The organism is uncultured Pseudokineococcus sp. (assembly GCF_947499845.1).
Lineage (GTDB): Bacteria > Actinomycetota > Actinomycetes > Actinomycetales > Quadrisphaeraceae > Pseudokineococcus.
In genome coordinates this window covers 217,831-232,251 of the sequence record NZ_CANMPM010000001.1, presented here as the reverse complement: position 1 = coordinate 232,251, position 14,421 = coordinate 217,831, and the positions used below count along the sequence as shown (strand labels likewise).

The window sequence follows — 14,421 nt, the reverse complement described above, 5'->3', positions numbered from 1 at the left end:
GCTGGCTGCCGCCCCGCGGCGGGGGCGCCGGTGCCGGTCGGGCCGGCGGTGCGTCCGTCAGGACGCGGAGGGCGACCGGGTGGTCACTCCCCGCGGACCTTCTTGACGATCTCCTCGGCCACGGCGCGCGGGACCTCGGCGTAGCTGTCGAACGACATGGAGTACACCGCACGGCCCTGCGTCTTGCTCCGCAGGTCCCCGACGTACCCGAACATCTCCGACAGCGGCACCTGGGCGCGGACGACCTTGGCACCGCTCGCGTCCTCCATGGCCTGGATGAGGCCGCGGCGGGAGTTGATGTCGCCGATGACGTCGCCCATGTACTCCTCGGGCGTGCGCACCTCGACGGCCATGACCGGCTCGAGGAGGACCGGGTCCGCGCGGCGGACGGCCTCCTTGAGGACCTGGGAGCCGGCGATCTTGAACGCCATCTCCGAGGAGTCGACGTCGTGGTAGGCGCCGTCCAGCAGCGTCGCCTTGATGCCGACCATCGGGTAGCCCGCGACGACGCCGAGCGCCATCGCGTCCTGGATGCCGGCGTCGACGCTGGGGATGTACTCGCGGGGCACGCGGCCACCGGTCACCTTGTTGGAGAACTCGTACATCGGCGCGTCGGCCTCGGTGGTGTCGAGCGGCTCGATCGACACCTGCACCTTGGCGAACTGGCCGGACCCGCCGGTCTGCTTCTTGTGCGTGTAGTCGACCTTCTCGACCGACCGGCGGATGGTCTCGCGGTAGGCCACCTGCGGCTTGCCGACGTTCGCCTCGACGCGGAACTCGCGGCGCATGCGGTCCACGAGGATGTCGAGGTGGAGCTCGCCCATCCCGCGGATGATCGTCTGGCCGGTCTCCTCGTCGAGCTGGACCTGGAAGGTCGGGTCCTCCTCGGCGAGCTTCTGGATGGCCGTGCTGAGCTTCTCCTGGTCGCCCTTGGTCTTGGGCTCGATGGCCACGGAGATGACCGGCTCGGGGAAGGTCATCGACTCCAGGACGACCTGGTCCTGCGGGTCGCAGAGCGTGTCGCCGGTGGTCGTGTCCTTGAGGCCGATCATCGCGTAGATGTGGCCGGCGCGGGCCTCGTCGACCGGGTTCTCCTTGTTGGAGTGCATCTGGAAGAGCTTCCCGATGCGCTCCTTCTTGCCCTTGGTCGAGTTGGCGACCGGCGAGCCCGCCGCGACCCGGCCCGAGTAGACCCGGACGTAGGTCAGCTTGCCGAAGAAGGGGTGCGAGGCCACCTTGAACGCCAGCGCCGAGAAGGGCTCGGTGACGTCCGCGTGGCGGACGATCTCCTTCTCCTCGTCGCGCACGTCGTGGCCGTGCACCGACTCCACGTCGAGCGGGGTCGGCAGGTAGTCGAGCACCGCGTCGAGCATGGGCTGGACGCCCTTGTTCTTGAACGCCGAGCCGCACAGGACGGGGTACTGCTCGCTCGCGACCGTGACCTTGCGCACCGCGGCCTTGATCTCCTCGGGGGAGATCTCCTCGCCGCCGAGGTACTTCTCCATCAGCGACTCGTCGGTGTCCGCGATGGCCTCGAGGAGCTTGTCGCGGTACTCCGCGGCCGTCTCGGCGAGGTCGGCCGGGATCTCCTCGACCTCGTAGGCCTCGCCCTTGCCCGTCTCGCCGCGCCAGGTCAGCGCGCGCATGTAGACGAGGTCGACGACGCCCACGAAGTCGTTCTCCGCGCCGATCGGGATCTGCAGCACGAGCGGCGTGGCGCCGAGGCGGTCCTGGATGGTGCGGACGGTGAAGAAGAAGTCCGCGCCGAGCTTGTCCATCTTGTTGACGAAGCAGATGCGCGGGACGTCGTACTTGTCGGCCTGGCGCCACACCGTCTCGGACTGGGGCTCGACGCCCTCCTTGCCGTCGAACACCGCGACGGCGCCGTCGAGCACGCGCAGGGACCGCTCCACCTCGACGGTGAAGTCGACGTGCCCCGGCGTGTCGATGATGTTGATCTGGGTGCCCTCCCAGAAGCAGGTGGTGGCCGCGGAGGTGATGGTGATCCCCCGCTCCTGCTCCTGCTCCATCCAGTCCATGGTGGCCGCGCCGTCGTGGACCTCACCGATCTTGTAGTTGATCCCGGTGTAGAACAGGATCCGCTCGGTGGTGGTGGTCTTGCCGGCGTCGATGTGCGCCATGATCCCGATGTTGCGGACCTTCGTGAGGTCCGTCAGGACGTCCTGTGCCACGGCTCTAGCAGCCTCTTCCCTGGGCTCGTCGGTGGCCCCGTCGTGCACTGGCGTGCAGGGCCGGCGTGCGCGGTGCGCGCCGCGCGGGCGAGGAGCTCGCCCGCGCGGTCGGCGTCACCAGCGGTAGTGCGCGAAGGCCTTGTTGGACTCGGCCATCTTGTGCGTGTCCTCGCGACGCTTCACCGCGGCGCCGAGGCCGTTGCTCGCGTCGAGGATCTCGTTCATGAGGCGCTCGGTCATCGTCTTCTCGCGACGCGCCTTGGAGTAGCCCACGAGCCAGCGCAGGGCCAGGGTCGTGGAGCGGCCCGCGCGGACCTCGACCGGCACCTGGTAGGTCGCGCCGCCGACGCGGCGGCTGCGGACCTCGAGGGCCGGCTTGACGTTGTCGAGCGCGCGCTTGAGCGCGATGACCGGGTCGTTGCCGGTCTTCGTCCGGGCGCCCTCGAGCGCGCCGTAGACGATGCGCTCGGCGGTGGACTTCTTGCCGTCGACGAGCACCTTGTTCACCAGCTGGGTGACCAGCGGCGAGCCGTAGACGGGGTCGACGACGAGCGGCCTCTTCGGGGCCGGTCCCTTGCGCGGCATCAGCGCTTCTCCTTCTTCGCTCCGTAGCGGCTGCGCGCCTGCTTGCGGTTCTTCACGCCCTGCGTGTCGAGCGAGCCGCGGACGATCTTGTAGCGGACGCCGGGCAGGTCCTTCACGCGGCCGCCGCGCACGAGCACGATCGAGTGCTCCTGCAGGTTGTGGCCCACGCCGGGGATGTACGCCGTGACCTCGATGCCGCTGGAGAGCCGCACGCGCGCGACCTTGCGCAGCGCCGAGTTCGGCTTCTTGGGCGTCGTGGTGTACACGCGGGTGCACACGCCGCGGCGCTGGGGGCTCCCCTTGAGGGCCGGGGTCTTCTGCTTCCCGACCTTGTCCTGCCGGCCCTTGCGGACCAGCTGCTGGATCGTGGGCACCGGTGCTCCTGAACTCTCATCGTCTGTGCGGGCCGCCGCCCTCGGCAGGCGGCTCTCGTGCGGGTGCCGCGCTCGCGCGCGGGCCCCGTGCTGCGAGGAGGGCCTCAGCCCACCCCCGCGCTCGGGCGTGTCTGCCAGCGTGGTGCCTGGCGGTGCGGGACCGGTCAGCCGGCCCGGCGCCCGTGGCGCCGGCCCGGAGGGCCACCGCCGTGCGCCACCGGTCGCGGGGCGCGCGCGAGCACCCGGGTCACCGGACGTCCTGACGAGGATAGGCGCACGCCCCGGCACCGTCAAAGACGGCCGCCGGGAGCCGGGCGCCCGGCCGGTGCCGGGGCCGGACCCGCGGGTGGGGCCGCGCCACCGTCGACGACGGCGGCGCGACCCCTGAGGACCTCAGCGGTAGTCGCCGCCGAAGTCGTACTCCTCGAGCGGCACGGCCTGGCCCGAGCCCAGCCCGAAGTGGTCGTAGTCGACCTCCTCGTAGCCCGGCATCGAGTACATCGCCGCCTTCGCCTCCTCCGTCGGCTCGACGACCACGTCGCGGTAGCGCGACAGGCCCGTGCCGGCCGGGATCAGCTTGCCCAGGATGACGTTCTCCTTGAGGCCCAGCAGCGGGTCGCTGCGGCCCGCGAGGGCGGCCTCGGTGAGCACCTTGGTCGTCTCCTGGAAGGACGCCGCCGACAGCCACGAGTCGGTGGCCAGCGACGCCTTGGTGATGCCCATGAGCTCCGGGCGCCCGGCCGCCGGGCTGCCGCCCTCGGCCACGACCCGGCGGTTCTCCTCCTCGAAGCGGGCCCGCTCGGCGAGCTCGCCCGGGAGGAGCCCCGCGTCACCGGCGTCGATGATCGTCACCCGGCGCAGCATCTGCCGGACGATGACCTCGATGTGCTTGTCGTGGATGCCCACGCCCTGGCTGCGGTAGACCTCCTGGACCTCGTCCACGAGGTGCTGCTGCACCTTGCGCGGGCCGAGGATGCGGAGCACCTGCTTGGGGTCGACGGCGCCCTGGACGAGCTGGTCGCCCACCTCGACGTGCTGCCCGTCGCCCACGAGCAGGCGCGAGCGCTTGGTGAGCGGGTAGGCGATCTCCTCGCCCCCGTCGTCCGGGGTCACGACGAGGCGGCGCGCGCGCTCCGTCTCGTCGATGCTCACCCGGCCGGCGACCTCGCTGATCGGGGCCACGCCCTTGGGGGTGCGGGCCTCGAAGAGCTCCTGCACGCGCGGGAGGCCGTGGGTGATGTCGTCACCCGCGACGCCGCCCGTGTGGAAGGTGCGCATCGTCAGCTGGGTGCCCGGCTCGCCGATGGACTGGGCGGCGATGATGCCGACCGCCTCGCCGATGTCGACGAGCTTGCCGGTGGCCAGCGAGCGGCCGTAGCAGCGGGCGCAGGTGCCGACGCGGGACTCGCAGGTGAGCACCGAGCGGACCTTGATCTCCCGCACCCCCTGCGCGACGAGGGCGTCGATGAGCACGTCGCCCACGTCGCTGCCCGCCGGGGCGAGCACCTCGCCGCTCTCGGAGGTCGCGTCGGAGGCCAGCGTGCGCGAGTAGACGCTCGTCTCGACGTGCTCCCCGCGGCGCAGGCCGCTCCCGTCGGCGGCGTCGTCCGCGATGGGCAGGACGAGGCCGCGGCGGGTCCCGCAGTCCTCCTCGCGGACGATGACGTCCTGGGAGACGTCGACGAGGCGGCGGGTCAGGTAGCCCGAGTCCGCCGTCCGCAGCGCGGTGTCGGCGAGCCCCTTGCGGGCGCCGTGGCTGGAGATGAAGTACTCCAGGACGGAGAAGCCCTCGCGGAAGTTCGACTTCACCGGGCGCGGGATGATCTCGCCCTTCGGGTTGGCCACGAGGCCGCGCATGCCGGCGATCTGGCGGACCTGCATCCAGTTGCCTCGCGCCCCGGAGGTGACCATCCGGTACACCGAGTTGCGCGTGGCGTTGGCGTCGAGGTTGTCCTGCATGTCCTTGGCGACGACGTTGGTCGCCTCGGTCCAGATCTCGATGAGCTCCTGGCGGCGCTCGTCGTCGGTGATGAGGCCCATCTCGTACTGCTGCTGGACCTTCTCCGCCTTGGCCTCGTAGCGCTCGAGGATCTCCTGCTTGTTCGGCGGCGTGAGCACGTCGGCGATGGAGATCGTCGTCCCCGAGCGGGTCGCCCAGTGGAAGCCGGTCTCCTTGAGCGCGTCGAGCGTCGCGGCGACCTGGCCCTTGTCGTAGCGCTCGGCGAGGTCGTTGACGATCGTCGACAGGCGCTTCTTGTCCACGCCCTCGTTGACGAAGGCGTAGTCCACCGGGAGCGTCTCGTTGAACAGCGCCCGGCCGAGGGTCGTCTCGAGCACGAGCGGCTGCCCGGGCTCCCAGCCCTCCGGCAGCGCCGTCCCCGCCGGGGGCACGACGCCGTCGAGGCGCAGCTTGACGGGCGAGCCGACCTCGAGCTCGCGGGCGTCGTGCGCCATGAGCGCCTCGGCGACCGACCCGAAGGAGCGGCCCTCCCCCGCGCCGCCCTCGCGCAGGGCGGTGAGGTGGAAGAGCCCGATGATCATGTCCTGGCTGGGCATGGTCACGGGACGGCCGTCGGCCGGCTTGAGGATGTTGTTGCTGCTCAGCATGAGGATGCGGGCCTCGGCCTGCGCCTCGGTGGACAGCGGCAGGTGGACGGCCATCTGGTCGCCGTCGAAGTCGGCGTTGAACGCCGTGCAGACGAGCGGGTGGATCTGGATGGCCTTGCCCTCGACGAGCTGCGGCTCGAAGGCCTGGATGCCGAGGCGGTGCAGCGTGGGCGCGCGGTTGAGGAGCACCGGGTGCTCGGTGATGACCTCCTCGAGGACGTCCCACACGTGGCCGTAGCGGGCGCCGGAGCCGCCGGCGCGCTCGACCATGCGCTTGGCCGACTTGATGTTCTGCGCGTGGTTGAGGTCCACGAGCCGCTTCATGACGAAGGGCTTGAAGAGCTCGAGCGCCATCTGCTTGGGCAGGCCGCACTGGTGCAGCTTGAGCTGCGGGCCGACGACGATGACCGAGCGGCCGGAGTAGTCGACGCGCTTGCCGAGCAGGTTCTGGCGGAAGCGCCCCTGCTTGCCCTTGAGCAGGTCGGAGAGCGACTTCAGCGGCCGGTTGCCCGGGCCGGTGACCGGACGGCCGCGGCGGCCGTTGTCGAACAGCGAGTCCACGGCCTCCTGGAGCATCCGCTTCTCGTTGTTGACGATGATCTCGGGCGCGCCGAGGTCGAGGAGCCGCTTGAGGCGGTTGTTCCGGTTGATGACGCGCCGGTAGAGGTCGTTGAGGTCGCTCGTCGCGAAGCGGCCGCCGTCGAGCTGCACCATCGGGCGCAGGTCCGGCGGGATGACCGGGACGCAGTCGAGCACCATGCCCATCGGCGAGTTGCTCGTCGTGAGGAAGTTCGAGACGACCTTGAGCCGCTTGAGGGCGCGGGTCTTCTTCTGGCCCTTGCCCGTGCGGATGATCTCCCGCAGCGACTCGGCCTCGGCCTCGAGGTCGAAGGACTCCAGGCGCTTCTGGATCGCGTTCGCGCCCATGCTGCCCTCGAAGTACAGGCCGTAGCGGTCGCGCAGCTCGCGGTAGAGCACCTCGTCGCCCTCGAGGTCGGAGACCTTGAGCTTGGAGAAGCGGTCCCAGACCTGCGTGAGGCGGTCGACCTCGGCGTCCGCCCGGCGGCGGATCTGGTTCATCTCGCGCTCGGCGCTCTCGCGGACCTTGCGACGGGCGTCGGACTTGGCGCCCTCGGCCTCGAGCTCGGCGATGTCGGACTCCAGGCGCTTGGCCCGGGCCTCGACGTCGGCGTCACGCCGGTCGGCGACCTGCTTCTTCTCGACCTCGATGCCGGCCTGCAGCGAGGGCAGGTCGCGGTGCCGGGACTCCTCGTCCACCCACGTGATCATGTAGGCGGCGAAGTAGATGACCTTCTCGAGGTCCTTGGGGGCGAGGTCGAGCAGGTAGCCGAGCCGGCTCGGGACGCCCTTGAAGTACCAGATGTGGGTGACGGGGGCGGCGAGCTCGATGTGGCCCATCCGCTCGCGGCGCACCTTGGCGCGCGTCACCTCGACGCCGCAGCGCTCGCAGATGATGCCCTTGAAGCGCACGCGCTTGTACTTGCCGCAGTAGCACTCCCAGTCCCGCGTGGGACCGAAGATCTTCTCGCAGAAGAGACCGTCCTTCTCCGGCTTCAGCGTCCGGTAGTTGATGGTCTCGGGCTTCTTGACCTCGCCGAAGCTCCAGTCGCGGATGCTGTCCGCGGTGGCCAGGCCGATGCGCAGGTCGTCGAAGAGGTTGCCGTCGAGCAAGGGGTGTCCTTCTCTCGCGTGAAGGGTGGTGGATCAGGGGACGCCGCTCCCCCGGCGGCCCGCTCCCGCCGGGGCGGGGACGGGGCCGCGGGGACGGCGCACGGGGTGACCGGCGCGCGCCCGCGGGCGCGCGCCGGTCACCGGCTCAGACCTCCTCGACGCTGCTCGGCTCGCGCCGGGACAGGTCGATGCCGAGCTCCTCGGCGGCGCGGAACACGTCGTCGTCCGAGTCGCGCATCTCGATCATCGTGCCGTCGGCCGAGAGCACCTCGACGTTCAGGCAGAGCGACTGCATCTCCTTGATGAGCACCTTGAAGGACTCGGGGATGCCGGGCTCGGGGATGTTCTCCCCCTTGACGATGGCCTCGTAGACCTTCACGCGGCCCAGGACGTCGTCGGACTTGATCGTCAGCAGCTCCTGGAGCGCGTAGGCGGCGCCGTAGGCCTCGAGGGCCCACACCTCCATCTCGCCGAACCGCTGGCCGCCGAACTGGGCCTTACCGCCCAGGGGCTGCTGCGTGATCATCGAGTAGGGGCCCGTGGAGCGGGCGTGGATCTTGTCGTCGACGAGGTGGTGGAGCTTGAGGATGTACTGGTAGCCCACCGACACCGGCTCGGGGAACGGCTCGCCGGAGCGGCCGTCGAAGAGCCGGGCCTTGCCCGTGCCGTCGACGAGGCGGACCCCGTCGCGGTTCGGCGTCGTCGAGCCGAGCAGCCCGGTGATCTCGTCCTCCGAGGCGCCGTCGAAGACCGGCGACGCGACGTTGGTGCGGGGCTCGGCGCTCCAGGCCGCCTCGGGCAGCGAGGCCGCCCAGTCCGGCGTGCCCTCGACCTGCCAGCCGCGGGAGGCGATCCACCCGAGGTGCAGCTCGAGCACCTGGCCGACGTTCATGCGGCCCGGCACGCCGAGCGGGTTGAGCACGATGTCGACCGGGGTGCCGTCCTCGAGGAAGGGCATGTCCTCGACGGGGAGGATCTTCGAGATGACGCCCTTGTTGCCGTGGCGGCCGGCCAGCTTGTCGCCGTCCGTGATCTTGCGGCGCTGGGCCGTGTAGACGCGGACGAGCTGGTTGACGCCCGGCGGCAGCTCGTCGCCCTCGTCGCGGTCGAAGACCTTGACGCCGATGACGGTGCCGGTCTCGCCGTGAGGCACCTTGAGCGAGGTGTCGCGCACCTCGCGCGCCTTCTCGCCGAAGATCGCGCGCAGCAGCCGCTCCTCGGGGGTCAGCTCGGTCTCGCCCTTGGGCGTGACCTTGCCGACGAGGACGTCGCCGGGGACGACCTCGGCGCCGATGCGGATGATGCCCCGCTCGTCGAGGTCGGCGAGGACCTCCTCGGAGACGTTGGGGATGTCGCGCGTGATCTCCTCGGCGCCCAGCTTGGTGTCGCGGGCGTCGACCTCGTGCTCCTCGATGTGGATCGAGGACAGGACGTCGTCCTGCACGATCCGCTGCGACAGGATGATCGCGTCCTCGAAGTTGTGGCCCTCCCAGGACATGAAGGCCACGAGCAGGTTCTTGCCGAGCGCCAGCTCGCCGTTGTCCGTCGACGGGCCGTCGGCGAGGACGTCGCCGACCTCGACGTGCACGCCCTCGTCGACGACGACGCGCTGGTTGTACGACGTGCCCTGGTTGGAGCGCGTGAACTTCGCCAGCCGGTACGTCGAGGAGCTGCCGTCGTCGTTGCTGACGACCACCGCGTCCGCGGAGACCTCGGTGACCGCGCCCGCCTTCGTCGCGACGACGACGTCGCCGGCGTCGACCGCCGCGTGGCGCTCCATGCCGGTGCCCACGAGCGGGGCCTCGGCCTTGACGAGCGGCACGGCCTGGCGCTGCATGTTCGAGCCCATGAGCGCGCGGTTGACGTCGTCGTGCTCGAGGAACGGGATCATCGCCGTCGCGACGGACACCATCTGCCGCGGCGAGACGTCCATGTAGTCGACCTCGTCGGCCGGCACGAACTCCGCCTCGCCGCCCTTGCTGCGCACGAGAACGCGGGCCTCGGCGAAGCGGTGGTCGTCGGTCAGCGGCGCGTTGGCCTGGGCGATGACGACGTCGTCCTCGTCGTCCGCCGTGAGGTACACGACCTCGTCGGACACCACGCCGTCCGCGATGGTGCGGTACGGGGTCTCGACGAACCCGAAGGCGTTGATGCGCCCGTAGCTCGACAGCGACCCGATGAGGCCGATGTTCGGGCCCTCCGGGGTCTCGATCGGGCACATGCGGCCGTAGTGCGACGGGTGGACGTCGCGGACGTCCATGCCGGCGCGGTCGCGGGACAGACCACCGGGGCCGAGCGCCGAGAGGCGGCGCTTGTGGGTCAGGCCCGCGAGCGGGTTGGTCTGGTCCATGAACTGGCTCAGCTGGCTCGTCCCGAAGAACTCCTTGATGGAGGCCACGACGGGGCGGATGTTGATGAGCGTCTGGGGCGTGATGGCCTCGACGTCCTGCGTCGTCATGCGCTCGCGCACGACGCGCTCCATCCGGGACAGGCCCGTGCGGACCTGGTTCTGGATGAGCTCGCCGACGCTGCGCAGGCGGCGGTTGCCGAAGTGGTCGATGTCGTCGACCTCGACGCGCACGTCGGTCGGCTGCCCGTCCTCGTCGACGCCCGGCATCGTCGTCCCGCCGGCGTGGAGGGTGACGAGCAGGCGCACCGTGGCGGCGATGTCGTCGACCGAGAGCACGCCCTCGGACAGCGGCTCGGACATGCCGAGCTTCTTGTTGAGCTTGTAGCGGCCGACCTTGGCGAGGTCGTAGCGCTTGGGGTTGAAGTACAGGTTCTCGAGCAGCGTCTGCGCGGCCTCGCGCGTGGGCGGCTCGCCCGGGCGCAGCTTGCGGTACAGGTCCAGCAGCGCGTCGTCGGTGCTCTGGGCGCCGTCCTTCTCGAGGGTCGTGCGGATCGACTCGAAGTCGCCGAACTCCTCGAGGATCTTCGCCTCGCTCCACCCGAGCGCCTTGAGCAGGACCGTGACCGACTGCTTGCGCTTGCGGTCGACGCGCACGCCCACGGTGTCGCGCTTGTCGACCTCGAACTCGAGCCACGCGCCGCGCGAGGGGATGACCTTGGCGGTGTAGACGTCCTTGTCGGACAGCTTGTCGACCGAGCGCTCGAAGTAGACGCCCGGCGAGCGGACGAGCTGCGAGACGACGACGCGCTCGGTGCCGTTGATGACGAAGGTGCCGCGGTCGGTCATGAGCGGGAAGTCGCCCATGAAGACCGTCTGGCTCTTGATCTCGCCCGTGGTGGCGTTCATGAACTCGGCCGTGACGAAAAGCGGCGCGGCGTAGGTCATGTCGCGCTCCTTGCACTCCTCGAGGGAGTACTTCGGAGGCTCGAAGCGGTGGTCGCGGAAGGACAGCGACATGGAGCCGCTGAAGTCCTCGATCGGCGAGATCTCCTCGAAGATCTCCTCGAGGCCGGAGCTCGTGGGCACGTCCTGGCGGCCCTGCTCGAGCGCGTCGGCCACGCGGGCCTGCCAGCGCTCGTTGCCCAGCAGCCAGTCGAAGTTCTCGGTCTGGAGGGCGAGGAGGTCGGGGACGTCGAGCGGCTCGTCGATCTTGGCGAAGGAGATGCGGCGTGCGGCGGAGCTGGGGGTGGTGGAGTCAGACGCTGTGCGCGAGACGGCCAAGGAGGGTCCTTCCACGTGCCTGCGGGCGGATCGGTCGCCGTCCTGGGGGGCGCTGCCGGACACCCCCCACCGGCGCGTCGTCACGGGACGCGGGCATCTGAGGGGTCGGCGCAGGACAGGGCGAAGTCGCGAGCGTAGTCGCAGGCAGGCTCGCGTGTCCAACCGGCGGCGGCGACGTCGTCGTCGGGGCCGCGGGCCGCCGCGGGTGACCCGGCGGCCGGGCTGGTGCGTGGGAACTCTCGCCCAGGGGGCGCCCCCGGTCAAGCCGGGCGCGCCGGACGGATGCCGTCGGACCACGTCGGACCCGGCCGAGCCGTCGGAGCCCGAGGGGTCGGCGCCCGCGGTGAGGGGCGGGGGTCGCGGCTCGTGCCGCGACCCCCGCCCCTCGGCGGTGGTGCTCTCCGCCGTCCGCCGCGTCAGCGGCGGGCGGCGGAGGTCGTCACTTGACGGTGACGGTGGCGCCGGCGCCCTCGAGCTGCGCCTTCGCGGCGTCGGCCGCGTCCTTGGCCACGCCCTCGAGGACGTTCTTGGGGGCGCCGTCCACGAGGTCCTTGGCCTCCTTCAGGCCGAGGCTCGTGAGGGCGCGCACCTCCTTGATGACCTGGATCTTCTTGTCGCCGGCGGCCTCGAGGACGACGTCGAACTCCGTCTTCTCCTCCTCGGCCTCGGCGGGCGCGCCGCCGCCGGCGGCGGCGCCGCCGGCCACGGCCACGGGGGCGGCGGCGGTGACGTCGAAGGTCTCCTCGAACTTCTTCACGAAGTCGGAGAGCTCGATGAGCGTGAGCTCCTTGAACGCGTCGAGCAGCTCGTCGGTGCTGAGCTTCGCCATGGGGGCGGTCCTCTCTGGTCGGTCCCTCGTGGGGGTGCCCGTCACCGGTCCCCGGTCACCAGGGGGTCACCGGGCGGTGCGGGCGGGTTCGTCGGGCGGTGCGGTGCGGTGCGGCGCCCGCGGGCGGGCGCGTGCGGGCGGCCGGGGCCGCGCGCGGGTGGGTGGTGCGGCTCAGGCGTCCGCGGTGGCGGGCTCGGCCGCCTCGGCGGCGTCGGCGGACCCGCCGCCCTGGGCCTCGCGCTCGACGCGCAGCGCCTCGACGGTCCGGACCGCCTTGGACAGCGGCGCGGCGAGGACGAAGGCGCCCCGCGACAGGGTCGCCTTCATGGCGCCCGCGGCCTTGGCGAGCAGGACCTCGCGGGACTCGAGGTCGGCGAGCTGCGTGACCTCGGCCGCGCTCACGGCGCGGCCGTCGAGCAGGCCGGCCTTGATGACGAGCTGCGGGTTGTCGCGCGCGAAGTCGCGCAGGCCCTTCGCCGCCTCCACCGGGTCGCCGGTGACGAACGCGATGGCCGTGGGGCCGTTGAGGTCGGCGTCGAAGGCCTCGACGCCGGCCTGGCGGGCCGCGATCTTCGTCAGCGTGTTCTTCGAGACGGAGTACGTCGCGTTCTCGCCCAGCGCGCGCCGCAGCCGCTTGAGCTGGGCGACGGTGAGCCCGCGGTACTCGGTGAGCACGGCGGCGTTCGAGCCGCGGAACTTCTCCGCCAGCTCGGCGACCGCCGCTTCCTTCTCAGGGTTCGCCATGGCCCTCCTTCCGGGGTGGGTGGGTGGTCACCACCGCCGGCGGGGCGCCCGGGGGCGGCCCGCCGGGTCGGCCCCGAGGACGACGAGAGCCCCGGCGCGAGGCGCACGGGGCTCGGGGCGACGCGCACCCGGGGGGTCCGCGTCGGAGCTGCTGGCACCTGCGCCGGCACCCGCGTCGAGCGCGGGACCTTGGCGCCGTCCGCGGGCGGACGGCGACCGGCGGTCTACGGTCGTGGAGAGAGTAGGCGGCCGGAGCGCCTCGCTCCAAATCGCCGCCCCCGGCGCGGTCACCTCCCCCGGCGCGGGCGACCCCCGGGCGCGCGAGAGCCCCCGCCCGGGAGGGGCGGGGGCTCTGGCGCTGCAGCGGGCCGGGCCGGGGTGCCGATCGGCCCCCGGCGCGGTGGCGGTCAGATCGCCGGGGTCTCCTCGAGGAGGCCGCGGGTGCGCGAGGCGTCGAGCGGGATGCCCGGGCCCATCGTCGTCGTCATCGTCGCCTTGCTGATGTAGCGGCCCTTGGACGCCGACGGCTTGAGCCGCAGCACCTCGTCGAGGGCGGCGCCGTAGTTCTCCACGAGCTGGGTGTCCGTGAAGGACGTCTTGCCCACGACGAAGTGGAGGTTGGAGTGCTTGTCGACCCGGAACTCGATCCGGCCGCCCTTGATGTCGGACACGGCCTTGGCGACGTCCATCGTGACGGTGCCGGTGCGCGGGTTCGGCATGAGGCCGCGGGGGCCGAGCACGCGACCCAGGCGACCGACCTTGCCCATGAGGTCGGGCGTGGCGACCGCCGCGTCGAAGTCCAGGAAGCCGCCCTGGACGCGCTCGATGAGCTCGTCGCCGCCGACGACGTCGGCGCCGGCGGCCTCGGCCTGCGCGGCGCGCTCGCCCGTCGCGAAGACGAGCACGCGGGCGGTCTTGCCCGTGCCGTGCGGCAGGTTGACCGTGCCGCGGACGATCTGGTCCGCCTTGCGCGGGTCGACGCCGAGGCGCATGGCGACCTCGACCGTGGCGTCGTAGGAGGTCGTCGACGTCTCGCGGGCCAGGCGCACGGCGTCGAGCGGCGCGTAGAGGCGCGTGTCGTCGATCTTCTCGGCGGAGGCGCGGTACTTCTTGCTGCGCATGTCAGCTCCTCGTGGTCGCGGCGGTGCGCCGCGGTGGGGTGGGTGGAGTCGTGGTCGGCGGGCCAGCGCGGGCCCTGCCACTGGTGGTGCGGGTCCTGCGGGTCCCCGGCGGGCCGGGGGGCGCCGGCCGGAGGTCCGGCCGGCGGTGCGCGCGCGGGGCTCAGCCCTGGACGGTGATGCCCATCGACCGGGCGGTGCCCGCGATGATCTTGCTGGCGGCGTCCACGTCGTTGGCGTTGAGGTCCTCGAGCTTCTGCTCCGCGATGGCGCGGACCTGCTCGGCGGTGAGGTTCGCGACCTTCGTCGTGTGCGGCGTCGGGGAGCCCTTGTCGACGCCCGCGGCCTTCTTGATGAGCTCTGCGGCCGGCGGGGTCTTGGTGATGAAGGTGAAGGAGCGGTCCTCGTAGACCGTGATCTCCACCGGGACCACGTTGCCGCGCTGGGACTCCGTGGCGGCGTTGTAGGCCTTGCAGAACTCCATGATGTTCACGCCGTGCTGGCCCAGCGCGGGACCGATCGGCGGGGCCGGCGTCGCGGCGCCGGCCTTGATCTGGAGCTTGATGAGCCCGGAGACCCTCTTCTTGGGGGGCATGGCACGTCCTCGTCTCTCGTGTCGCAGGTCCCGCTGGCGCGGGCCGGGGCGCCG

9 protein-coding genes are annotated in these 14,421 nt (G+C 71.6%); all 9 read right to left on the bottom strand.

What is annotated here, in order from left to right:
- Positions 1-83: 83 nt before the first annotated feature.
- Positions 84-2,192, bottom strand: a complete 2,109-nt coding sequence (gene fusA, locus Q0789_RS01100) for an elongation factor G (protein WP_298801350.1) — start codon at positions 2,190-2,192, stop codon at positions 84-86.
- A 114-nt stretch (positions 2,193-2,306) separates the two neighbouring features.
- On the bottom strand, positions 2,307-2,777 hold the full coding sequence (gene rpsG, locus Q0789_RS01095; RefSeq protein ID WP_171201653.1) for a 30S ribosomal protein S7: 471 nt from the start codon (positions 2,775-2,777) through the stop codon (positions 2,307-2,309).
- A complete protein-coding gene (rpsL, locus tag Q0789_RS01090; RefSeq protein WP_123379914.1) occupies positions 2,777-3,151 on the bottom strand; it encodes a 30S ribosomal protein S12 in 375 nt (124 codons plus the stop codon). Before rpsL ends, rpsG begins: the two co-directional genes overlap by 1 nt.
- 393 nt (positions 3,152-3,544) lie before the next feature.
- Positions 3,545-7,450, bottom strand: coding sequence for a DNA-directed RNA polymerase subunit beta' (locus Q0789_RS01085; RefSeq protein WP_298801349.1), 3,906 nt, complete (start codon positions 7,448-7,450; stop codon positions 3,545-3,547).
- A 145-nt stretch (positions 7,451-7,595) separates the two neighbouring features.
- On the bottom strand, positions 7,596-11,081 hold the full coding sequence (gene rpoB / locus Q0789_RS01080; RefSeq protein WP_298801348.1) for a DNA-directed RNA polymerase subunit beta: 3,486 nt from the start codon (positions 11,079-11,081) through the stop codon (positions 7,596-7,598).
- A 439-nt stretch (positions 11,082-11,520) separates the two neighbouring features.
- Positions 11,521-11,910, bottom strand: coding sequence for a 50S ribosomal protein L7/L12 (rplL, locus tag Q0789_RS01075; protein WP_298801347.1), 390 nt, complete (start codon positions 11,908-11,910; stop codon positions 11,521-11,523).
- Between the two features lie 171 nt (positions 11,911-12,081).
- A complete protein-coding gene (gene rplJ / locus Q0789_RS01070; protein WP_171201649.1) occupies positions 12,082-12,654 on the bottom strand; it encodes a 50S ribosomal protein L10 in 573 nt (190 codons plus the stop codon).
- Between the two features lie 407 nt (positions 12,655-13,061).
- Entirely contained in the window at positions 13,062-13,775 is a 714-nt protein-coding gene (gene rplA, locus Q0789_RS01065; protein ID WP_298801346.1) for a 50S ribosomal protein L1, read from the bottom strand.
- Positions 13,776-13,935: 160 nt separating this feature from the next.
- A complete protein-coding gene (gene rplK, locus Q0789_RS01060) occupies positions 13,936-14,367 on the bottom strand; it encodes a 50S ribosomal protein L11 (protein ID WP_298801345.1) in 432 nt (143 codons plus the stop codon).
- Between the last annotated feature and the right edge of the window lie 54 nt (positions 14,368-14,421).

Bases quoted from the DNA above. Each gene is read 5' to 3' on its own strand.
- rpsG (WP_171201653.1), bottom strand. From the start codon at position 2,777: ATGCCGCGCAAGGGACCGGCCCCGAAGAGGCCGCTCGTCGTCGACCCC.
- rplJ (WP_171201649.1), bottom strand. From the start codon at position 12,654: ATGGCGAACCCTGAGAAGGAAGCGGCGGTCGCCGAGCTGGCGGAGAAG.
- rplK (WP_298801345.1), bottom strand. From the start codon at position 14,367: ATGCCCCCCAAGAAGAGGGTCTCCGGGCTCATCAAGCTCCAGATCAAG.
- rplA (WP_298801346.1), bottom strand. From the start codon at position 13,775: ATGCGCAGCAAGAAGTACCGCGCCTCCGCCGAGAAGATCGACGACACG.
- rplL (WP_298801347.1), bottom strand. From the start codon at position 11,910: ATGGCGAAGCTCAGCACCGACGAGCTGCTCGACGCGTTCAAGGAGCTC.